Annotated in this window: 16 protein-coding genes; 8 read left to right on the plus strand and 8 right to left on the minus strand. The window is 65.8% G+C overall.

What is annotated here, in order from left to right; translation table 11 throughout:
* Window positions 1-17 precede the first annotated feature (17 nt).
* From WC815_19365 to WC815_19380, 4 genes are read right to left on the minus strand one after another with little or no spacing between them, the layout of a single operon-like run.
* The gene (locus tag WC815_19365; GenBank protein ID MFA5910941.1) at window positions 18-257 is read right to left on the minus strand and encodes a hypothetical protein; all 240 of its coding nucleotides are present in this window, start codon (window positions 255-257) and stop codon (window positions 18-20) included.
* Entirely contained in the window at window positions 254-994 is a 741-nt protein-coding gene (locus WC815_19370) for a hypothetical protein (GenBank protein MFA5910942.1), read from the minus strand. Before WC815_19370 ends, WC815_19365 begins: the two co-directional genes overlap by 4 nt.
* On the minus strand, window positions 991-1,143 hold the full coding sequence (locus WC815_19375) for a hypothetical protein (protein ID MFA5910943.1): 153 nt from the start codon (window positions 1,141-1,143) through the stop codon (window positions 991-993). The genes WC815_19370 and WC815_19375 overlap by 4 nt, the downstream gene beginning before the upstream one ends.
* On the minus strand, window positions 1,140-3,323 hold the full coding sequence (locus WC815_19380; GenBank protein ID MFA5910944.1) for a cbb3-type cytochrome c oxidase subunit I: 2,184 nt from the start codon (window positions 3,321-3,323) through the stop codon (window positions 1,140-1,142). Before WC815_19380 ends, WC815_19375 begins: the two co-directional genes overlap by 4 nt.
* Before the next feature lie 38 nt (window positions 3,324-3,361).
* Here WC815_19380 and WC815_19385 point away from each other — a divergent pair, with 38 nt between their 5' ends.
* Together WC815_19385 and WC815_19390 are read left to right on the plus strand one after the other, a co-directional pair.
* The gene (locus WC815_19385) at window positions 3,362-5,164 is read left to right on the plus strand and encodes a PDZ domain-containing protein (protein MFA5910945.1); all 1,803 of its coding nucleotides are present in this window, start codon (window positions 3,362-3,364) and stop codon (window positions 5,162-5,164) included.
* 192 nt (window positions 5,165-5,356) lie between these two features.
* Window positions 5,357-7,876 carry a DUF5916 domain-containing protein gene (locus tag WC815_19390; GenBank protein MFA5910946.1) on the plus strand — a complete coding sequence of 840 codons (2,520 nt, stop codon included), beginning with the start codon at window positions 5,357-5,359 and terminating at the stop codon, window positions 7,874-7,876.
* A 125-nt stretch (window positions 7,877-8,001) separates the two neighbouring features.
* Here the strand turns inward: WC815_19390 and WC815_19395 are convergent, their stop codons facing one another.
* Window positions 8,002-9,264, minus strand: a complete 1,263-nt coding sequence (locus WC815_19395; protein ID MFA5910947.1) for a HipA domain-containing protein — start codon at window positions 9,262-9,264, stop codon at window positions 8,002-8,004.
* A gap of 142 nt (window positions 9,265-9,406) precedes the next feature.
* Here WC815_19395 and WC815_19400 point away from each other — a divergent pair, with 142 nt between their 5' ends.
* The 3 genes from WC815_19400 to WC815_19410 are packed head-to-tail and all read left to right on the plus strand — an operon-like array spanning window position 9,407 to window position 11,102.
* Entirely contained in the window at window positions 9,407-9,661 is a 255-nt protein-coding gene (locus WC815_19400; protein MFA5910948.1) for a cory-CC-star protein, read from the plus strand.
* Between the two features lie 2 nt (window positions 9,662-9,663).
* Window positions 9,664-10,596, plus strand: coding sequence for an ArsA family ATPase (locus WC815_19405; GenBank protein ID MFA5910949.1), 933 nt, complete (start codon window positions 9,664-9,666; stop codon window positions 10,594-10,596).
* Complete coding sequence (locus tag WC815_19410) at window positions 10,593-11,102, plus strand: DinB family protein (GenBank protein MFA5910950.1); 510 nt, start codon at window positions 10,593-10,595, stop codon at window positions 11,100-11,102. Before WC815_19405 ends, WC815_19410 begins: the two co-directional genes overlap by 4 nt.
* Before the next feature lie 3 nt (window positions 11,103-11,105).
* Here WC815_19410 and WC815_19415 read toward each other — a convergent pair whose 3' ends face one another.
* Window positions 11,106-13,553 carry a penicillin acylase family protein gene (locus tag WC815_19415; protein ID MFA5910951.1) on the minus strand — a complete coding sequence of 816 codons (2,448 nt, stop codon included), beginning with the start codon at window positions 13,551-13,553 and terminating at the stop codon, window positions 11,106-11,108.
* A gap of 22 nt (window positions 13,554-13,575) precedes the next feature.
* Here WC815_19415 and argH point away from each other — a divergent pair, with 22 nt between their 5' ends.
* Window positions 13,576-15,030 carry an argininosuccinate lyase gene (gene argH / locus WC815_19420; protein ID MFA5910952.1) on the plus strand — a complete coding sequence of 485 codons (1,455 nt, stop codon included), beginning with the start codon at window positions 13,576-13,578 and terminating at the stop codon, window positions 15,028-15,030.
* A 91-nt stretch (window positions 15,031-15,121) separates the two neighbouring features.
* The gene (locus WC815_19425; GenBank protein MFA5910953.1) at window positions 15,122-16,813 is read left to right on the plus strand and encodes a sodium:solute symporter; all 1,692 of its coding nucleotides are present in this window, start codon (window positions 15,122-15,124) and stop codon (window positions 16,811-16,813) included.
* A 171-nt stretch (window positions 16,814-16,984) separates the two neighbouring features.
* On the opposite strand, the gene WC815_19430 is transcribed toward WC815_19425, so the two are convergent.
* Window positions 16,985-17,278: a YciI family protein gene (locus WC815_19430; protein MFA5910954.1), complete on the minus strand. Its 294-nt coding sequence runs from the start codon at window positions 17,276-17,278 to the stop codon at window positions 16,985-16,987.
* A gap of 29 nt (window positions 17,279-17,307) precedes the next feature.
* Complete coding sequence (locus WC815_19435) at window positions 17,308-19,533, minus strand: S9 family peptidase (protein ID MFA5910955.1); 2,226 nt, start codon at window positions 19,531-19,533, stop codon at window positions 17,308-17,310.
* A 246-nt stretch (window positions 19,534-19,779) separates the two neighbouring features.
* Here WC815_19435 and WC815_19440 point away from each other — a divergent pair, with 246 nt between their 5' ends.
* A complete protein-coding gene (locus tag WC815_19440; GenBank protein ID MFA5910956.1) occupies window positions 19,780-20,931 on the plus strand; it encodes an MBL fold metallo-hydrolase in 1,152 nt (383 codons plus the stop codon).

Raw genomic sequence — 20,931 nt, forward strand, 5'->3', positions numbered from 1 at the left:
CTTTAGCCGGACCGAAATTAGCTCACCGCGGGCTCGACCACCTTGGTCGTCCCCTTCACCGCATCCACCTCGACCTCCACACCCATCGGCAGCGTGAACTGTTTGTCGATGTGGCCGATCTGCGCGCCGCTCCACGCCGGCACGCCGAGGGGCTTCACGTGTTCGATCAGCGCGTCCTCGACCGTCAGCGACCCGAATCCGTTCCCGGGATCGCAGTCCATGCCGCCGATGGCGACAAAGTCCCTGCGAGTGGTCATCGTCTCAATCGCTCCTGCTCGTCGGCCATCCACTTGTTCCAGTTGTCCATGGTGACCACGTGATATTCGCCGCGCATGCGGTAATGCCCGAGCCCGCACAGTTGCGAGCAGGCAATGTCCCAGTCGCCGGTGATCGTCGGCGTGAACCACACGCGGGCCGTGGTGCCGGGCACGGCGTCCTGCTTCACGCGCATCTCGTTCAGCGTGAAGCTGTGGATCACGTCGCGGCTCGTCAACTGGATGACCACGGTCCGGTCCACCGGAGTCGTCAGGATGTTCTGCAGCGCCACGTCGTCTTTGGCGGCGGCGTCATCTCGATCGATGCCGATCGGGTTCGACGCGTTGATCATGGCGTTGTCGGTGCGTCCGAACACGCCGTCAGGCCCTGGGTAGTGGATGTTCCAGGCAAACTGCTCGCCGGTCACGCGGACCTCGATCGGCGTCACGCCCGCGGGCGGCGGCGCGACGCGTGCCGACCATGCCGGCAAGGCCTGCGTCGCGAGGATGAACACGTCACCGACAATGACCGCGCCGATCGCGATCGCCGGCCACAGGCCGCGCACGCCGGCTTGGCGCGGCTCCGGATTCGCGCCGCTGCGGAATTTGATCAGGATGACGACGAACAGCGCCAGCCACACGACGAAGATCACGAAGATGTGCCAGTGAATGCTCCGCAGCACCACGTCCAGGGTGGCGGCGTGGGCGGACGCGGCGGCGGGGAGCCAGCGATCGATCATGCCCGTTCCCTGAGGGTCCAGAGCCGCCAGGCGAATCGCGCGATGGCGAGGCCGACGATCGCGGTGACGAGGATCAGCGTGCCGACACCGGCACGGACGCCGGCTGCCAGCGCCGCGCTTTCCGATGGTCCGCAGATGGGGCAGCTCATATGTAGAAGCTCCCGACGAGGGCGAGCCACACGAGATCGACGAAGATCCAGTAGCGGCGCGTCGCCTCGATGCGTGCGGTCCACCGCGCGCGATCATCCGCCTTGATGCGGAACGCCGGTCCCGCCAGCCACCCGGTGAACATGGCACCGGCGAACACATGAACGGCATGAACGGCGCCGAGGGTAAACCAGCAGGCCAGCTGCAGACTGGCGGAGGGCAGCAGGCCCTTTCGGATCATCACCACGTCGTTGAGCAGCTTCACCGCCACGAAGGCGAGGCCGAGCGCGTTGGAGCTGATCAGCCGGATGCGCGTGTCGCCGAACGATGCGCTGGCGCCGATCAGGAGCGCGGTTTCAAGCCAGGGGAACAGCGAAAACGGCTCGGGCCAGCTCGTGGACCCGGTGCGGAGCATCACATAGGCCGAGAACAGCGAGCCGAAGAACATCGCCTCCGAGGATAGGAAGAGCCCCATCCCTAACGCCGATGACGACGTGCCTGTATCCGCCCGGACCACAGCCGCAGAAGGGATGCTTGGGGTCAGGTCACGGAAATCACACTTTGGGATTAACGGGGACAGGTCACCGACCCATTCCAACGTCCTCGCTCCCCACGGGTTGTAGAGCCCTGTCCCCGTTAATCCCAAAGTGTGATTTCCGTGACCTGACCCCAGGCATCCCTTCAGCAGATTAATGAGAAATGGCAACTGGAACACGCCCAGCAGGACGGCCGCCCACGTCATGTGCGCCTGCCACATCAGCGTGGGCTGGGCGAGCGCGTAGCTGGCGCCGGCGTCGTAGAGGCGGCGGTTCACGCCCATCAGGCCGACCACGAACATCGGCATGAAGATCAGGTTCATGCAGACGAACGATCCCCAGAAGTGGATCTTCCCCAGCCGCTCGTCCAGCATGCGCCCGGTGATGCGCGGGAACCAGTGGTAGATGCCGGCGAACAGCGCGAACACCGTGCCCGGCGCTACCAGGTAGTGGAAGTGCGCGACCACGTAGTAGGTGTCGTGCAGCGTGACGTCGCTGGCGGCGAGACCGAGCGGCAGGCCGGTCAGGCCGCCGATGCCGAACATCGGCAGGAACGCCAGGGCGAAGAGCATGGGCGTGGTGAAGCGAATCGAGCCGCCCCACAGCGACATCACCAGCGACGAGATCAACACCACCGACGGGATCGAGATGATCATCGTCGTGATCTGGAAGAAGGTGCTGAGCGACGCGCCCATGCCGCTCAGGAACATGTGATGCGCCCACACCACCATCGACATGCCGCCCATGAACAGCACCGACGCCACCATCAACCCGTAGCCCCACAGCGGACGCCGCGCGTTCACCGTAATCACCTCGGCGACGATTCCCATGGCCGGGAGGATCAGCACGTAGACCTCAGGGTGCGCGAGGAACCAGAACAGGTGCTGCCACAGCAGCGGATTGCCGCCGCCCATCACGCCCTGCAGCGGCATGCCGCCAATCACCAGGCCGCTCGGCATGAAGAAGCTGGTGCCGGCCAGGCGATCCATCAACTGGAAGATGGCCGCGGCCTGCAGGGCGGGGAACGCCAACAGCAGGAGCAACGCCGTGACGAGCTGCGACCACACGAAAAACGGCAGCTTCGTCCACGTCATGCCCGGCGCGCGCCGCTGCACGATGGTGACGAGCACGTTGACCGCGCCGAGCGTGGATGACAGGCCAATCAGGAAGATGCCGACGAGCCAGAAGTCCTGCCCGGCCGTGGCAATCACCGCCAGCGGCACATACGACGTCCACCCGGAGTTCGCGGCGCCGCCCTCGACGAAGAAGCTCGCCACCATGACCAGGCCGCCGGTGAGATACAGCCAGTAGCTCAGCGCGTTGAGCCGCGGGAACGCCATCTCGGGGGCGCCAATCTGCAGCGGGACGAGATAGTTGCCGAACGCACCCGCCGCCAGCGGCACCACGGCCAGGAACACCATCACCGAGCCATGCATGGCCACGAGCTGGTTGTAGAACTCCGGCAGCATGATGCCGCCGGGCGCGTTGGCCTCCCCGAGCATCGGCACCAGCCACGCCGGCAGCGGCTGGCCGGGCCAGGCCAGTTGCCAGCGCATGAGGATCATCAGGAGGAACCCGACCAGGAGGAAACAAAGGGCGGTCAGGCCATACTGCAGCCCCACCGTCTTGTGGTCGGTCCAGCGCACGAAGTTGATTCTAGCCGTGTCGGCTAGAATAACGAGCCATGAAGCGCACCACCCTCGTTGCCCTCGCGGCGGCTTGCCTGCTCGCCGTCATCACCTCCGGGCCGCTCAGCGCGCAGGCGCTGGAGCCGATCCGTTACACGCTGCGCTTTCCCGCGCCGCACACGCACTACGTCGAGGTGGAGGCGAGCATTCCCACGGCCGGCCGGCCCGACGTCGAGGTCTACATGGCGACGTGGACGCCGGGGTCGTACCTGATCCGCGAGTACGAGCGCAACGTCGAGGCGGTGACCGCCGCCAACGGCGCCACCGCGCTGGCGGTGGAGAAGTCGCGCAAGAACCGCTGGAAGATCACCACCGGCGGCGCCCGCACCGTCACGCTGCGCTACAAGGTCTACAGCCGCGAGATGACCGTGCGCAACAACTGGGTGGAAGCCGGCTTCGCCATGATCAACGGCGCCCCGACCTTCCTGACGCTGCCGGAGCGCGCGACGCGAGCGCACGAAGTGAAGGTGGAACTGCCCGCTGCCTGGCAGGGCGTGCAGACGCCGTTGATGCCGGTGGCCGGCGCCGCCAACACGTTCCGCGCCGACGATTTCGACACGCTGGTTGACAGCCCCATCATCATCGGCAACCCGGTGGTCCGCGAGTTCACGGTTGACGGCAAGAAGCACGCGCTGGTGCTCGAAGGCGATCCGTCGCTGTTCGACGCCGATCGCGCCGCCGCCGACGTCAAGAAGATCGTCGAAGCGGGCCGCACCGTGATGGGACCGCTCCAGTATCCGCACTACTACTTCCTCAACATGGTCACCGAGTCTGGCGGCGGACTCGAGCACAAGAACAGCTTTCTCGGCATGTCGGGCCGCTACACCACACGCACGCACCGGTCCTACATGGGATGGCTCGGCCTGGTCGCCCACGAGTACTTTCACAACTGGAATGTGAAGCGCCTGCGCCCGCTGGAACTGGGTCCCTTCGACTACGAGAACGAGAACTACGTGAAGATGCTCTGGGTCGCCGAGGGCTTCACCGACTACTACGGGGAAGTGCTGCCGCGCCGCGCCGGCCTGGCCACCCGCGAAGAGTTTCTCGACGGCCTGTCGGATTCGATCGAGCAGGTGCAGACCACGCCCGGCCGCCTGGTGGCGCCGGTGAACATGGCGTCGTACGACACCTGGATCAAGCAGTACCGCCCGGACGAGAACACTGCCAACACCAGCGTGAACTACTACCCGAAGGGCGCGGTCATCGCCTTCCTGCTCGATGCCAAGATCCGCAAGGGCAGCAACGGCCAGCGCACCCTCGACACCGGCATGCAGTGGGCGATGCAGCGCTACTCCGGCGACAAGGGCTACACGCCGGACCAGTTCTATCAGGTGATGAGCGAAGCGGCCGGCTCCGACCTCAAGGGCTGGTTTGCCAGGGCGGCCGAGTCCACCGACGAACTGGACTACACCGAGGCGCTCGACGTCTTCGGCCTCCGCTTCCGCCCGGTCGACACGCGCGGCGCGCGCGCCTACATCGGCGCCGGCTCGCGCAACGACGCGGGCCGCCTGGTGATCACCTCCGTGCGCCGCGGCACGCCGGCCATTGCCGCCGGTCTCAACGTGGAAGATGAGATTCTGGCGATTGACGACGTGCGCGTGCGCGCGGATGGGCTGGCGGCCCGGCTCGACCAGTACAAGCCCGGCGACAAGGTGACGGTGCTGGTCGCCCGCCGCGACAAGCTCACGAAGCTCGAGGTCACGCTCGGCGCCGAACCGGGCCGGACGTGGCGCCTCGAGGTCTCACCGACGGCCACCGACGAGCAGAAGGCCCGGCTCGCGGCGTGGATCGGGCAATAGGGAAGTTGGAAGTAACGGCTAACAGCTAGAAAACCGCGCGCACCGCCAGCGTTGGGCGCATTTTCAGGGGTTCGTCACGCCTGGAATGCGCCCCGTCCCCACCCGCTCCCAACCTTTCCGGAAGAACTTCCGTCTATTAACGTGGTTATGCAATTCATGCGTTGCGGCGCGCTTGCCGCCCTTGTTCTACTCGTGCCCACACTGGCAACCGCGTCCGCCGAACGGCGCGTCGTCACCATGGCCATTGACGCGATGGCGGTGCCCACCAATGGCCCCATCGTCGTGGACGGCAAGCTTAACGAAGAGACCTGGCAGCAGGCGCCGGTGATCAGCGAGTTCCAACAGCGCGAGCCGGCGGAGGGCAACCCTCCCACCATGCGCACCGAAGCGCGCGTCGCCTACGACGATGGCGCGCTCTACGTGGCGGTGCGGGCGTTCGACACCGATGCCGGCAAGATTTCCGGCATCCTCACCCGCCGCGATCAGCGGTCGCCATCCGACTGGATCCGCATTGTCATCGACTCCTATTTCGACAAGCGTTCCGCCTACGAGTTTGGCGTCAACCCGGTTGGCGTGAAGACCGACCGCTACTACTTCAACGACGGCCAGAACGACGACAGTTGGGACGCGGTATGGGACGTGGAAGTGGAGAAAGACGCCGAAGGCTGGCGCGCCGAGTTCCGCATCCCGTTCTCGCAACTGCGCTTCAACACGATGGCCGGCGGCCCAGTGGGCTTTGCCGTGATTCGCGAAGTGGGACGCCTGGCGGAAACCGTGAGCTGGCCGCTGCTGTCGCGCAACGCCAACGGCTTCGTGTCGCAGTTCGGCGAAATGCGCGGCCTGAAGGTGGCCGGCACGCCGAAGAAGTTCGAGATCCTGCCCTATGCGGTCGGCAAGATCGACACGCGGGACGTGGACATCCTTGATCCGCTCACCGACTCTCCCAACGCGGGCGGATCGTTCGGCCTCGACATGAAGTACGCCGTCACGCCCGGTCTCACGCTGACGGCCACGGCCAATCCCGACTTCGGGCAGGTGGAAGCGGACCCCGCCGTGGTCAACCTCGACGCCTTCGAAACCTTCTTCCCGGAGCGCCGCCCGTTTTTCGTGGAAGGCTCCGGAACGTTCCGCTTCAACATGGACTGCAACGACGGCCAATGCACCGGCCTGTTCTACTCGCGCCGCATCGGCCGCGCCCCGCAGGGCTCGGCCAATGCGGGAGACAACGAGTATTCGAAAGCGCCTGACGCCGCCACCATCGTCGGCGCCGGCAAGCTGACGGGCCGGCTCGGCGGGTTTTCACTGGGCGCGCTGACCGCGGTGACCGCGCGCGAAGACGCGGAAATCGCGTCGGTCCACTCGATCGCCCACCGCGATCAGACCGTGGAGCCGCTGACCGGCTACACCGTGCTGCGCGCGCGCAAGGAGTTCAAGAACCAGTCGTCGATCGGCCTCATGGCGACGTCCACCAATCGGCAACTGGATGATGCGGTGTCGTTCCTGTCGAAGAACGCGCTGGCGGGTGGTGTCGACTACGACATGCGCCTGTCGCCCATGTACAGCGTGACCGGCTACTGGGCCGGCAGCCGCATTCAGGGCAGCCCCGAGGCGATCACGCGGCTCCAGGAGAGCACGGTGCATGGCTTCCAGCGTCCCGACGCGGACTACGTCGACTTGAACGCTGACGCCACGACGCTGCAGGGCCATGCCGGCTCGCTGTCCTTCAGCAAGATTTCCGGCGAGAGCACGCGCTTCAGTTCGAACTTCGGTTACAAGTCGCCCGGCTTCGACAGCAACGACCTGGGCTTCATGCGCCGCGCCGACGAAAAGACGATGGGGAACTGGTTCCAGTGGCGCGACTTCAAGCCCGGCAAGTACGTGCGCACGCGCAACTTCAACCTGAACCAGTGGGCGGCGTGGAACTTCGGCGGCGACCGGCTGTATTCCGGCGCCAATGTCAACTCGCACTGGACGTTCACGAATTACTACAGCATCGGCGGCGGCCTCAACGTGGATGCCGCGCCGTTCCGCGACCGCGTGACCCGCGGCGGCCCCGGCGTGCTCGGCAACCCGGGCAAGAGCTTCTGGTATTACGCCAACACCGACAACCGCAAGAACCTGTCGTTCTATTACAACGGCGACCACGGCGGCGACCGCTTCAACACCACGCGCCATGGCTTCAGCCCCGGCTTCAACTGGCGGGCGACCTCGTCGATGTCGCTCAACATGGGCCTGCGCTACAGCATCAACAAAGACGACTCGCAGTGGGTCGAGAACCTCGACCTCGACAACGGCGCCAGGCGCTACGTGTTCGGGCGCATCAACCAGCGCACGGTGTCGATCAACACGCGCTTCAACTACACGATGTCGCCCAACCTGTCGCTGCAGGTCTACGCCGAGCCGTTCGTGTCGGCGGGCGGGTATTCGAACTTCAAGGAGCTGGTGGACGGCCGCGCCGCGAACTACGGCGACCGCTATCGTCCGCTCGCCTACGACGGCAACCCCGACTTCAACATCCGCTCGTTCCGGACCACCAACGTGCTGCGGTGGGAATACAAGCCGGGGTCGGCGCTGTTCCTGGTGTGGCAGCAGGGCAAGTCGGACTACGAGGACTTCGGCGACTTCCGCTTCGGCCGCGACTTCCGGGGCGTGTTCGCGGCGCCGTCACACAACGTGTTTCTCATCAAGTTCTCTTACTGGCTAAACATGTAGGAGAACTTCTGCCGGGAGGGCGCTCCTTGTCGGGAGGGCAATCCTGGACGGGAGGGCACCTCTCGTCGGGAGGGTGCCGCCCGTCGGGAAGGCACCTCGAGTGCCCGCGGGAATCTGGAACTGGTTCAGTTCGCGAGCGCCCTGGCGTTGGCGGCAGAGCAGTGCCGCATGTCATCCGACACGCGGCCGTCATCGCTGGCCCGCTGCCAGAACTCCCGCGCCGCCAGGCGCGCATCGTCCCACACATCCAGCGTGTCGGCGGTCGCATACGGCAACGCAAAGGGCCGCGCGGGCAACTGGCCATCCGCCGACGGCGCGTACTGCATCGATACCTGATCGAACGCCGGCGCCAGGCGAAGACCGGCGCCATCGGCGAAGAAGACAATGTTGTGCTGATGCCGATCGGTGTTGGCGATGAGCGCACCAAAGGCATCAAGCCAGCGGAGGCGGCGCGCATCTTCGCCGGCGAGACGGCCAGCGTCCCCCAGCCGCGCGGCCGCCCGGGCCCAGGTGTCGGCGGGGTCGTCGTGAACGGCCGCCAGGCTCAACACCGCCGCACGTCCGCGTACGCCCACGCGATCAAATCGTTCGCTTTCGAGGAAGCAGTGCGACGGTGTCTCGACGATGGTCGTGATCGCGGCGGCGATGCCGTGCGCCGACACGGCGGCCAGCGCCAGCGCTTCGAGCACGAGCAGATCGCACCAGCGTCTGGCCACCACATCGCCTGTGCCTCCGCGTGTGGCGAATTTGACGAGCTGATGCCGTCCGTCCACGAGCACGCCAAATTTTGGCCGCTCGCCACCGGCGGACGATCCCGGAGGATGTCCCGCGATCGTGGCGGCTGCCAGTGCCGGGTAATCGTCACGGGTCGTGCCGGCCATCTCGAGTGCCTGCCAACGCGCAAACGATTCGTCGCCGACGACGAGATTGCCCGGCAGGTCTTCGCCACGCCGCGACATCGCGATCAGAATGTGATGATCAGACCAATCAGCCAGGCGCGCCGGCAGCCGGAGGTCGGCGTGCATCGCCCCGAAGTGCCGTCCCAGGAATCCTGAGGGGCGCGCATCGACGAGCTCGATCGGGAGCCCGTTCGACACCGTGCCCGCGGGCATCGACACCGTCTGCCGCGCGGCCAGGGTGAGCAACTCGCCGTCCGACCGGGCAGTTCCGGTTTCGGTCACTCGAAACAGCGGGAAGCTCGCGGCATCGAGGGTTGGCCACGTTTGGCGCAACCCATAGCGCGTGGCGCGACCTCGACCGATTCGGACCACGTCACGCCCCGCATTCCGAACGGCCCGCATGAGCGTCGCCGACGAAACGCCAAGCCTCTGGCGCAGATCAGCCGAGTGCAGGACCCCGCGGCTCAACTGCTCAGTTATGGCGCTCATTATGAAATGATAATATCACACACAAAAACAGCTATTTATAACCTAAACTGCCACAAATAGCCACAATGTGAAATGATTACTGAAAAGATTATAGTGCGCACATTCAAGCGCCAGGGAAATATCTAGGGGCTATCATCGAGCAATGTCTGTCCGCCAGAACATCCGCGACTTCTTCCACGGCGCCGCCTATGGCGCCTACGAACGCGAGTTGCGGATGCAGGCCGCCGAGCTGAACGACCTGTTCCTGCTCCTCTGCTACATGGAAATCGTCGGGCTCCCGAATCCGGCGACGCTCTACCTGCTCGACGTCTATCCCTACCTGCTCGAGCAGTTCCACGTGTGGCACAAGCGGATGGGCATGGACCGTTCACCCCTCGGCACCTTGCCCTGCTGCTGACGATGCGCAATCTACTCGAGAAGAAAGTCCTCTTCTTCGGCGGCAAGGGTGGCGTCGGCAAGACGACGTGCGCGTCGGCGACGGCGCTGGCGGCCAGTCACGCCGGCAAACGCGTGCTGCTGGTGTCTACCGACCCGGCGCACTCGACCTCCGACATCTTCGAGCGCGAGATTGGCCCGGAGCCGGTCGAGTTGCTGCCGAACCTGAGCGGCCTCGAGATCGATGGTGCCATCGAATCGCAGCGCTACGTCGCCAACGTCAAGGAACAGATCAAGGGCCTGTTCGGCGATCACATCCTGAAAGAAGCGAACAAGCAGATTGACCTCGCCGCCAGCATGCCCGGCGCCGAGGAGATGGCGCTGTTCGACCGTATCGGCGGGTTGATCCGCGGCGAAGACACGCGCTTCGACCTGATCATCTTCGACACCGCGCCGACGGGACACACCCTCCGCCTGATCCGCATGCCGGAGCTGATGGAGGCGTGGATTCGCGCGCTGTCACGCTCGCGTCAGGCGATGCTGGGCATCGAGCAGGACGACAAGACCGACCCGGTGATGATCTCGCTGACCGCGCGCCTCGAGGGCCTGCGCGAGTTCCGCGCCCGGCTGCTCAGCCCGCGCGTGAGCGCCTTCATCCTGGTGCTGGTGGCCGAGCGCCTGCCCATCGAAGAGACCGCGCGCGCCATCGAGCAGTTGAACGAGGCCGGCGTCAGCATCGGCGGCCTGGTCGTCAACCGCGTGCTGCCGGCGACCAGCCCCGACCCGTTCCTGCAGTCGCGCCACGCCCAGGAGGTGGTCTACCTCGACGAGATCGACCGCCGGTTCGCGAAGCTGTCGCGCGTCCGCGTGCCGCAGTTACCTTCAGACGTACACGGCGTCAAAACACTTGAAGCCTTGTCCGACATCCTCATACCTAACGGAGCTCTCTCACGATGACCATCGCCCGCCCCGCAGCCTCCGAGTTCAACCCCTTCTACGCCGGCTACGTCGGCAAAGTCAGCGACCCGGTCGCGTTGCTCAAGGACCAGATTGCCGCGTTCGAGAAGCTCCGCGGCCTGGCCGAGACCGTCGGCGACCACCGCTATGCCGAGGGCAAGTGGAGCGTGAAGGAACTGGTTGGCCACATGGCCGACACCGAGCGCGTGTTTTCCTACCGCCTGCTCCGCATCGCCCGCGCCGACCAGGCGCCACTGGCCGGCTTCGACGAGAACGCCTGGGCCGCGGTGGCGCCGCACGGCAAGCGCCGGCTGGCCGACGTCGTTGACGAGCTCATCGCCGTCCGGCGATCCACCATCGCGCTGATCGAATCCCTGGACGACACCGCGATGGCGAACGCGGGTGTGGCCAACAACAGCCCCGTGACGGCCCGGGCCATCTGCTGGATCATTCCCGGCCACGCGCAGCATCATCTGGGCGTGCTTCACGAACGGTATGGCGTCTGAATTTCAGCGCGCGCCTGGTACCAAGCGCGTCACCCCCTCGGTGACCGACTCCACTTTCTTGCGGGAGTAGGCCACGGGGAAGTACGTCCCCTGCGCCCACAGCTCGAACAGGTCGCGGTAATGGGGGCTGTCTGGATCGCCGGACTGGCCCGGGGTGTTGAGGCCAACCGAGTTATCCCAGTCGTCGGTGTCGGCGATGATCTTCAACGACCCGCCCGACGCCTGGTTGTCGGCATTGCCCGTCGCGCTCACCGTCATGCCGTCACCGCCGCGTGGCAGCGGACCGACCTCGAGCTTCGCGCGCGTGACGGCGTTGACGACGTCCGATAAGGGGTGACGCAACAGCGCGTGGTGATAGCGCTCCTGGCCGTACTTCCAGCCCTGCATGTCGGGGCCATACCGCTTGGTCAGTTCGGCGACCGCTTCGTCGATGCTGCGCGCCACCAGCGCATCGCGGCCGGCGACGGGGTTGGCGCCAAAGCGGCCATCGGGTGCATGGAGCCAATCGATGACCCGCTTGGTCGACACGAGGTTGGCGCCCACCGCCTTGATCGCCTCAGCCGGCACGACCACCTGCCGGGCATTGTCGAGAATGCGTCGCTGCCACATCGCGTACACGCCGGCGGCGACTGAATCCTTGTCGAGCACGAAATCCCAATTCGTCAGCAGGTCTCGTGCCCTCGCGCTCGCGGCGTTCGACAGGGTGACGCGCCTCAGCAGCGGTGTCAGCGCCCGCGCGACCACCGACAGGTCGTCGTTCTGCAGCCGCGTCATTTCCGCGACGCTGAACAGCCGGCCCGAGCCGAGCACCTCGGTGATGCGCGAGGCGCGAAACGCATCGGCCCAGTTGGTGACGTGCAACAGATCCTTATTGGGATAGTCGTCGGGCAGCAGGTAGTTGTTGGCCGTGGCGATGAAGCCACGTGACGGGTTGGCGTCGTACGGCAGCGCCTTGATCGGCAGGTAGCCGTCCCACTCGTATCGGCCATCGCCCGGCACCGGCAGCACGCCGCTCCAGTTGCGCCGGATCGGCTGGATGCCCGCCGCCTGCCAGCCAATGGTGCCGCTGCGATCGACCCACACCATGTTCTCGGACGGCATCTGGCTGAAGCTGCAGGCTTCGCGGAACTCCTCCCAGTTCCTGGCCTGGTTCATCCGGAGGCTGGCGAGATACGGCGCGCCGCCGGGCTCCATCCATCCCGCGCGCAGCGCGTAGGCCTTGCGGTTGGCGCGGTCTTCGAACACCACCGGACCGTGACGCGTGTATTTCAACTCCACCGGCTCGGGCTTTGCGCCCTTGACGGGAATCGTGTCGGCGATCACGCGCATCGGCTCCCAGCCACCCTTGTAGCGATACTCGTTCGCATTCGCCGGGTTGGTGTCGTAGACGTACAGGTCTTCCGCGTCCTGTCCGAAAATCGTCAGGCCCCACGCGCCATGTTCGTTGTGGCCAATCGAGACGCCGGGGAGCACGGGCTCGCCGCCGCCGATCACGTTCCAGCCCGGCGCCACCAAGTGCACCCAGTAGCGCAGCGACGGGGCCGCGATCACGCGGTGCGGATCGTTGGCGAGGATCGGTCTGGTGCTGACCGTCTTCGAACCCGACACCACCCAGTTATTCGATCCGATGTCCCGCGGATCCGCCTCGAGCGACAGCGGTCCGGCCGGGTCGGCCGCGATGGCATTCGGGGCGCCGCCGGCGATCACCGCGCCTCCCCTGTACTGCGGCAACACATCCTCGGGCCTGAACTGGATGCTGGCGCGGAACGCGGTGTAGATGTCCAGCACGTTGTCGGGGAACACCTTCGGATCGATGGCGGGATCGAGGTCGAAGCGCGGATCGCCGCCCTGGAAGTAGAGCAGCTCTCGCGTTCGGTCGAGGCCGATGGCCTTGATCGCGCGAATCGACCGCACCTCTTCGCTGGCGTTGGACGCCAGGGCCTGGTGCCGCGAGATCACGACCGCCGGCGTCCATCGGCCCGGCGTGATGCCGAGCATCCTGAATTCCATGGGGAGCAGCGCGGCGTTCTTCTCGGTTTCGGCGACGTAGGCGTTGATGCCGCGCACGTAGGCCTCGACAATCAGCTTGCCGCGCGGGTGATACCGGTTCAGCTCGTCATCGAGGTCGCCGCGGAACATGTGGAGGCGCGCACCCTGGTCGCGGCGCGCTTCCCGCGGTCCGAGAATCTCCGCCACCGTGCCGGTGGCCTGCCGCCGCCACATCTCGAACTGGAACAGGCGGTCCTTCGCCGCCGCATACCCCTGCGCGAAGAACAGGTCGGCCTCGTTTTGCGCATAGATGTGGTTGATGCCCCAGCGGTCGCGGATGATCTCCACGGGCTGACTGAGCCCGGCCATCTGGAGGCTGGTGGCCGGCGCCTGGGCCAGGGCACTGCTGCCGGCCGATGTCAGGGCCAAGAGGAGCACGACGGCAATGGGTCGAAGCTTCATGACCCGCAATATACTGCTAGTAATGAAATTTGCCCCCGAGTACGTGGCCAACGTACTCAACGAGAACTTCGAAGACGCCAAAGAGCTGCTGCTGTCGCCGCTGATGGCGATTCACTACGCGCACCTGGTCATGCTCACCGAGCAGGGCATCATCACGAAGGAGGATGCCCGTGCCCTCCACGCCGCGCTCGACGGCATCTCCCTCGACAGTGTCCGCAAGGTCCTCTACGACGGCACCTACGAAGACCTGTTCTTCTATATCGAGCGCCTGATCAAGCAGTCGTGTGATGAAGATGTCGCCGGCCGCCTCCACACCGCGCGCAGCCGCAACGACATCGACATGACGATGTACCGCATCCGGCAGCGCGAGTTCATCGCGGCGCTGGCGTCGGCCCTGCTCGACCTGCGCGGCAACCTGCTGGTCCTGGCCGGGCGCCATACCGGCACCGTCTACGGCGCGCACACGCACACGCAGCCGGCGCAGCCCTCGACCATCGCGCACTACCTGCTGGCGGTGATCGAACAACTCGAGCGCGATACCACGCGGCTGGCGGCGGCGTACGAGTCCACGAACCACAATCCGCTCGGGGCCTGCGCCATCACCGGCACCGGCTTTCTGATCGATCGCCACCGCACCAGCGAGCTGCTGGGCTTCAGCGGCCCCACCGGCAACACCTACGGCAGCATTGCCACGGTGGACTACCTGCTGGAGAGCGTGTCGGCCACCAGCGTGCTGATTGTCGGCCTCGGCCGCGTCATCCAGGACTTCCTGCTCTGGTGCACGATGGAGTTCGGCTACCTGCGCCTCAGCGACGGCTTCGTGCAGGGCAGCAGCATCATGCCGCAGAAGCGGAACCCGGTCGCCCTCGAGCACGCGCGCGCCATCGGCAGCAAGGCCGTGGGCCAGGCGCAGGCCATCACCACCGCCGTCCACAACACCCCCTTCGGCGACATCGTCGATACCGAAGACGACCTGCAGCCGCTGGTGGCGTCGATGTTCGGGGATGCCATCCGCATGGTGACGCTGGTGGCGGCGGCGATGCGGCTGGCCGACTTCAACGTGGAACACCTGGCGTCGCGGGCCGCGCACGGCGGCACCACCATGACCGAGCTGGCCGACACGCTGGTCCGCGATCACAACCTGCCGTTCCGGTCGGCGCACGGGATTGCCGCGCTGCTGCTCAAGGCGCGGACCGAGGACCCGAACGTGTCGCTGTCGGCGGCGCTTCACAGCGCGTCGAGCGCCATCCTTGGACGTCCGCTGGAATATTCCGAGGCGGAGTTGCAGACGGTGCTGAGCCCCGCGCATTTCGTCGCCGTCAGGAAGACCCACGGCGGCCCGGCCCCGGAGGTCACGGCGCGGGCCGTCGCCGCCTCGCAGCGGTTGCTGGAGATGGATCGGGAGAACTGGTCGATCCGCCGCGAGCGGCTCGATTCAGCCGGCGCCAACCTCAAAGCGCTGGTGACGCAACTGTGACCGCCATGTCGCGGACCTACCTCAAGGTGGCGGTCGTGTGGGCCGTCACCCTGGCCGCCCTTTACATGTTCCAGACCTACTTCACACGCTGATGTCCGCGATCGACTGGACGATTATCGCGGTCTACCTGGCGTGGGTGATCTGGGACGGCATCCGCCTCAGCAAGAACACCAGCGGGCTCGAGGGCTACTTCCTGGCGAGCCGCAGCCTGCCGTGGTGGGCCATCGGGCTGTCGGTGATGGCGACGCAGTTGTCGGCCATCACCATGATCGGCACCACCGGCCAGGGCTATGCCGTCGGCATGAGCCTGCTGCAGCAGTACTACGCGCTGCCGATCGCGATGATCATCATCGCCGTCACCTTCGTCCCGTTCTTCCACAACGCGCGCATCTTCACCGCTTACGAGTACCTCGAGAAGCGCTTCGACGCGAAGACGCGTTCGTTCACCGCCCTGCTATTCCTGTTTTCACGGGGACTCGCGTGCGGCGCCGTGATCTCGGCGCCGGCGGTGGTGCTGTCGGTGATGATCGGCCTCGACGTCACCACCACCTGCCTGCTGATGGGCGTGCCCACCGCCATCTACACGATGTTCGGCGGCGTGCAGGCGGTGGCCTGGACCGACGTCAAGCAGATGTACCTGATCATCGGCGGCCTGGTGGCGGCGTGCCTCGCGCTGATGCTGGGCCTGCCCGACAACGTCAGTGTCGGTGAGGCGCTGCGGATCGCCGGCACCACCGGGCGCCTGCAGGTGTTCGACTTCTCGACCGACCCGAGCGTGCGCTACACGTTCTGGACCGGCACGATCGGGGCGCTGTTCCTGTTCCTGTCGTACTTCGGCACCGACCAGAGCCAGGTGCAGCGCTACCTGACCGCCAAGTCGATCGACCAGGCCCGCTCGTCGCTCTTCATGAGCGCCTACTGGAAGATTCCGCTGCAGGCGCTGGTGATGATCATCGGCGTGTTCATGTTCATGTTCTACGTGTTCACGCCGCCGCCGATGCTGTTCAACCCGGCGCACGACCAGCGCGTGCGCGAGAGCGCGCGGGCGGGCGAGTACGTTGCGCTCGAGCAGAAGTTTGGCGAGGCGATCGCCGCCAGGAAGCTGGCCGCCGAGCAATTCGCCGCGGCCGATCGGTCGGGCGACGTGTCAGCCAGGGACGCGCGGTCGGCGGCGTTCAACGCCGAAGAGGCGCGCGTGCAGGCCGTGCGCGCCGAGGCGGTGACGCTCGTCAAGGACGTGTCGGGCGACTCGACCTACAACGACATCAACTACGTCTTCCCGACCTTCATCGTCACGCACCTGCCGGTGGGCTTGATCGGCCTGCTGATGGCCGCCATCTTCGCCGCCGCGATGTCCACGATTTCAGGGGAGCTGTCGGCCCTCTCCACGTCCACCGTGATCGACTTCTACCGCCGCTGGGTGCGAGACGATGACGATGAGAAGCACTTGCTGCGGGTCTCGAAGGTGGCGACGCTGTTCTGGGGCGTGCTGGCGTCGGTGGTCGCGATCTGGGCGGCGGAGCTGGGGTCGCTGATCGAAGTGGTGAACCGCTTCGGATCGTTCTTCTACGGATCGATCCTCGGTGTGTTCCTGCTCGCCATCGGCTGGAAGCGCGCCAACTCGACCGGCGCGTTCGTGGGGCTGATCACCGGCATGGCCGTGGTCGGCTACGTCACCGTGTTCACGTCGATCGCCTTCCTCTGGCACAACCTGATCGGCGCCGTCGTCGTGTTCGTGGCCGGGATGATCATCAGCGAGTTCACCGGGCCGCGGAAGGCGTAAGTGGCCGGCCGCCCCCTCCTCGTCGCGCTCCTCGCCGTGATCGCCCTGATGGTCGGGTCGTGGACGCTCGGGGAGTGGTTGCGTCAGCGTAAAGACAAGTAACAGGAGTCCAGAAGTAACAACTCTTCTTCTGATCTTCTGGCCTCCTGTTAAGGCCTCTTGGTCTCGATGCTAGAGCTTGTCCAGCGCGTCTTTTCCGATCACCACATTCCACTGCATCAACTCGTACTGCGCCACACCGGCCAGGTAGTACGGGTCCGCGTCGCGAATCGCATCCAGCGCCTGCTGCGGGTTCTCGTCCGGCACGCGCACCAGGAACATGCCGCCGAAGCGCGGCTCGTTGGGGCCGGCGGCGAGGAGGGTGCCTTCTTCCTTGAGCTTCCGCAGGAACGCCCGGTGGGCCTCCTGCTGGGCGAGCACTTCTTCAATGGGCCGGCGGTACCGGACGATCACCATGGCATACATGCGAAACAGGATACTTCAGTCCCCGGTGATTACTTCGATGCAGTCGTGGCTGCTTGCGGCACTAGCTTGAGCAGCGTCTCCACCGTGAAGTCCAGCATCATCTGTCGCATGTGCTTCACCAGGTCCGGGTCGGCGACGCCGTGGCGCGAGCGCTCGTAGGTCATCAGCCGGAACGGCTTGCCGGCCTTCTGCAGCTCGTACGCCAGCGACATGGTGTTCTGCATGTGCACGTTGTCGTCGATCACGCCGTGGATCAGCAGCAACTGGCCGTGCAGGTTCTTTGCCGCCTTCAGCACCGACGACTTCTCGTAGCCCTCGGGATTGTTCTGCGGCATCAGCATCATGCGCTCGGTGTAGACGCTGTCGTAGAGGCTCCAGTCGGTGACGTTGCCGCCGCCGATGCCCATCGCGAAGCTGGTGCTGTGAGTGAGCGCGTAGGTGGTCATGAAGCCGCCGTAGCTCCAGCCGTCGAGGCCGATGCGCGAGCCATCGACCCACGGCTGCTTCTTCAGCCAGGTGAGGCCGTCTTCGATGTCGGCGAGTTCCGACACGCCGAGCTGCTTGTGGATGCCCCAGGCCGACTGCGCGCCCTTGGCGCTTGCCGAGCGGTTGTCCATGATCCACACCGCGATGCCGCGCTGCGCCAGCATCTGGTAATACATCATCGTTCCGCCAGGCCACGCGTTGCGGACCATCGGCGCCGCCGGGCCGGCGTAGGTGAACTGCATTACCGGGTACTTCCGCGACGGGTTGAAGTCCACCGGTTTGATCAACATGGCTTCCATCGCGAAGCCGTCGCGCGCCTTCACCTGCAGCAGCTCCGGCTTCGACAGCTTGAACGGCGACAGATCCACCTTGCTCTCGTGGACCAGGCGCACCTGGGTGCCGTCGGCGCGATGGATGCGCACTTGTGGCGGCGTGGTGAGGTCGCTGAAGTTGTCGATGTAGTGGGCGAGTCCCGGTGAGAAGGCGGCGCGGTGCGATCCGGGCGTCTGCGTCAAGCGCGTCAGGCCGGTGCCATCCACCTTCACGCGATACACATCACTGCCGATGTAGCTCCGTTCGGTGCCGGAGAAATACAGCCAGCCGCCGGTCTCGTCCACGCCGTGGAACGCCTTGATGTCCCACGCGCCGCTGGTGATCGCGCGCACCAGCGACCCGTCCATCTTGTAGTGGTAGACATGCCGCCAGCCGGACCGATCGCTCGCCCACACGAACGTGCCGTCCTTCAGGAACGTCGGCGGGCCAATCGGATCCACCCACGCCTTGGTGGTCTCGCGCAGGATGGTGCGCGGCGCGCCGCCGTTCGGCTCGGCCAGGTTCAGGTCGAGCCAGGTCTGCTCGCGGTTCTGCACCTGGTAGGCGACCTGCTTCCCATCCGGCGTCCAGCTCACGTTGACGATGAGGAACTCCGCCGGCGCGTACTTCTCGAGGTTCGCCCAGCGCGTGGCGCCGCCGGCCACCGGGAGCACACCGAGCTTCACGGTGGGATTGGGGTCGCCGGCCTTCGGGTAGTCCCAGGTCTCGATGCCGAGACGCTTCGGCAGGTGATCGATCACCGTGAACTCGGGGACCGGCGCTTCGTTGAGCTGCAGGTAGGCGAGGTGGACGGAGTCCGGACTCCACCAGTACGCGCGGTAGTTGCCGCGGCCGTAGATCTCTTCCTGGTAGACCCAGTCGAGCTTGCCGTTCAGCAGCTGCGGGCCGCCGTCGGTGGTGAGGCGGCGCTCGATGCGGCGCTGGTCCACCTCGATCACGTAGAGGTCGTTGCCGCGCAGGAAGGCCAGGAGCTTGCCGTCGGGGCTGAACGAGAATTCCTCTTCAGCCGCGGGGTCGAAAGTGAGGCGGAACACGCGGTCGGTCCCGAACGGGTAGTAGTACAAATCGTCGCCGATCGACACCACCGCCGCCGTGCGGGCCGGGTTCATCTCGAGGCCGCGCGAGTTGGGCAGCCGCGCCACGTCCTCGGCGCGCAGGCCCGGCAAGGCATCGAACGCGGCGCGCATCTTCGCGGCGTCGAACAGGGGCGTGCTGGCGCCGGTGGCGGCGTCCACCTTGACCCACTCGACGCTGCCGCGCTCGCCCGGCTTCGGCCACGCGTATTCGGCGTCTGACATCCAGGCCAAGCCGGACGGCGCGCCGCCTGAGAAGTCGATCCGCTTGGCCGGGTCGTAGAGGTCGTCGATGGTGAGTGCCCGTCCCTGCGCAAACACCAACCCGGGCAGCAAAAGGAGGGAAGCAAGCAGTTTTTTCATGGCGATTGCTGTTTATGATACGTCCATGCCTTCGCTCACGTTTCTTGGGGCCGCGCGCACGGTCACCGGTTCCAAGCACCTGCTCGAGATCGACGGGCAGCGCATCCTCTTCGACTGCGGAATGTTTCAAGGGCTCAAGGAGCTGCGCCTGCGCAACTGGGCGGCGCTGCCGGTTCCCGCCGACAGCATTCACGCCGTCGTCCTCACACACGCGCACCTGGACCATACCGGCTGGTTCCGCGCCTGGTGGCCTCTGGCTTCAAGGGGAAGGTGTACTGCACCGGTGGGACGCACGATCTGTCGAAGCTCATTCTTCCGGATGCGGCCCGCATCCAGGAAGAGGATGCCCGCCATGCCAACAAGCACGGGTTCTCGAAACATCATCCCGCGCTGCCGCTCTACACCGAAGCAGACGCCACCGCGGCGCTCTCCCGATTCAAGGTGTGCCCGATGGAGAAGAAGGTCCAGGTCGCCGATCACCTGGACGTTGAGTTCATCAACGCCGGCCACCTGCTGGGTTCGTCGTTCGTGCTGGCCACGCGGCGCGGCAACGGCGGCGGTCGCGTCCTGTTCGGCGGCGACCTGGGCCGTTACAACCGGCCGATCCTTCCCGATCCGTCGCCCGGCGTCGAAACCGACGTGCTGCTGGTCGAGTCAACCTACGGCGATCGCCTCCACCCGCCCGAAGACGACGGCGCGGCGTTCGCGGCCATTGTCAACGACACGGTGACGCGGCGAGGCAAGCTGATTCTCCCGTCCTTCGCGATTGGCCGCGTCGAAGAGCTCCTCTACTGGTTGTACCGCCTCGAGGACCAGAACCGCATCCCGAAGCTGCCGATCTACGTGGACAGCCCGATGGCCCTCGAAGGCCTCGAGTTCTACCGGCGCCGGTCTCACGAACTGGACCAGGATGTGTCCACCATGCAGCGCACCCTGCCGCGCTTCACCGCGGTGGAAACCGCCGATGAGTCGAAGCGCCTGGTCCAGACGCCGGGACCTTCGATCGTGATCGCGTCGAGCGGCATGGCCACCGGCGGCCGCGTCGTGCACCACTTGTTCGCCGAGCTGCCCTACGAGCGGAACACCGTGCTGTTTGTCGGCTACCAGGCCGTGGGCACCCGCGGCCGCAACCTGATCGAGGGCGCGCATTACATCAAGATGTACGGGCAGGAGGTGCCGGTGCGCGCCAAGGTCGCCAAGATCAACGGCATGTCGTCGCACGCCGACTCGGGTGAGATCATCAAGTGGTTGCGCACGATCCCGAGAGCCCCGAAGATCACGTACCTCGTCCACGGCGAGCCTGCTGCCCAGGACGTGCTGAAAGCGACCATCCAGAAGGAACTGGCCTGGAACGTCGAGATCCCGACCCATGGACAAACCGTCGAGCTTCCGCTGTAA

The organism is Vicinamibacterales bacterium, assembly GCA_041659285.1.
Lineage (GTDB): Bacteria > Acidobacteriota > Vicinamibacteria > Vicinamibacterales > UBA2999 > 12-FULL-67-14b.

Coding starts and splice junctions, on each gene's coding strand:
- WC815_19430 (MFA5910954.1), bottom strand. CDS start 17,278: ATGTATGCCATGGTGATCGTCCGGTACCGCCGGCCCATTGAAGAAGTG.
- argH (MFA5910952.1), top strand. CDS start 13,576: ATGAAATTTGCCCCCGAGTACGTGGCCAACGTACTCAACGAGAACTTC.
- WC815_19385 (MFA5910945.1), top strand. CDS start 3,362: ATGAAGCGCACCACCCTCGTTGCCCTCGCGGCGGCTTGCCTGCTCGCC.
- WC815_19425 (MFA5910953.1), top strand. CDS start 15,122: ATGTCCGCGATCGACTGGACGATTATCGCGGTCTACCTGGCGTGGGTG.
- WC815_19370 (MFA5910942.1), bottom strand. CDS start 994: ATGATCGATCGCTGGCTCCCCGCCGCCGCGTCCGCCCACGCCGCCACC.
- WC815_19410 (MFA5910950.1), top strand. CDS start 10,593: ATGACCATCGCCCGCCCCGCAGCCTCCGAGTTCAACCCCTTCTACGCC.
- WC815_19365 (MFA5910941.1), bottom strand. CDS start 257: ATGACCACTCGCAGGGACTTTGTCGCCATCGGCGGCATGGACTGCGAT.
- WC815_19415 (MFA5910951.1), bottom strand. CDS start 13,553: ATGAAGCTTCGACCCATTGCCGTCGTGCTCCTCTTGGCCCTGACATCG.
- WC815_19395 (MFA5910947.1), bottom strand. CDS start 9,264: ATGAGCGCCATAACTGAGCAGTTGAGCCGCGGGGTCCTGCACTCGGCT.
- WC815_19405 (MFA5910949.1), top strand. CDS start 9,664: ATGCGCAATCTACTCGAGAAGAAAGTCCTCTTCTTCGGCGGCAAGGGT.
- WC815_19400 (MFA5910948.1), top strand. CDS start 9,407: ATGTCTGTCCGCCAGAACATCCGCGACTTCTTCCACGGCGCCGCCTAT.
- WC815_19375 (MFA5910943.1), bottom strand. CDS start 1,143: ATGAGCTGCCCCATCTGCGGACCATCGGAAAGCGCGGCGCTGGCAGCC.
- WC815_19435 (MFA5910955.1), bottom strand. CDS start 19,533: ATGAAAAAACTGCTTGCTTCCCTCCTTTTGCTGCCCGGGTTGGTGTTT.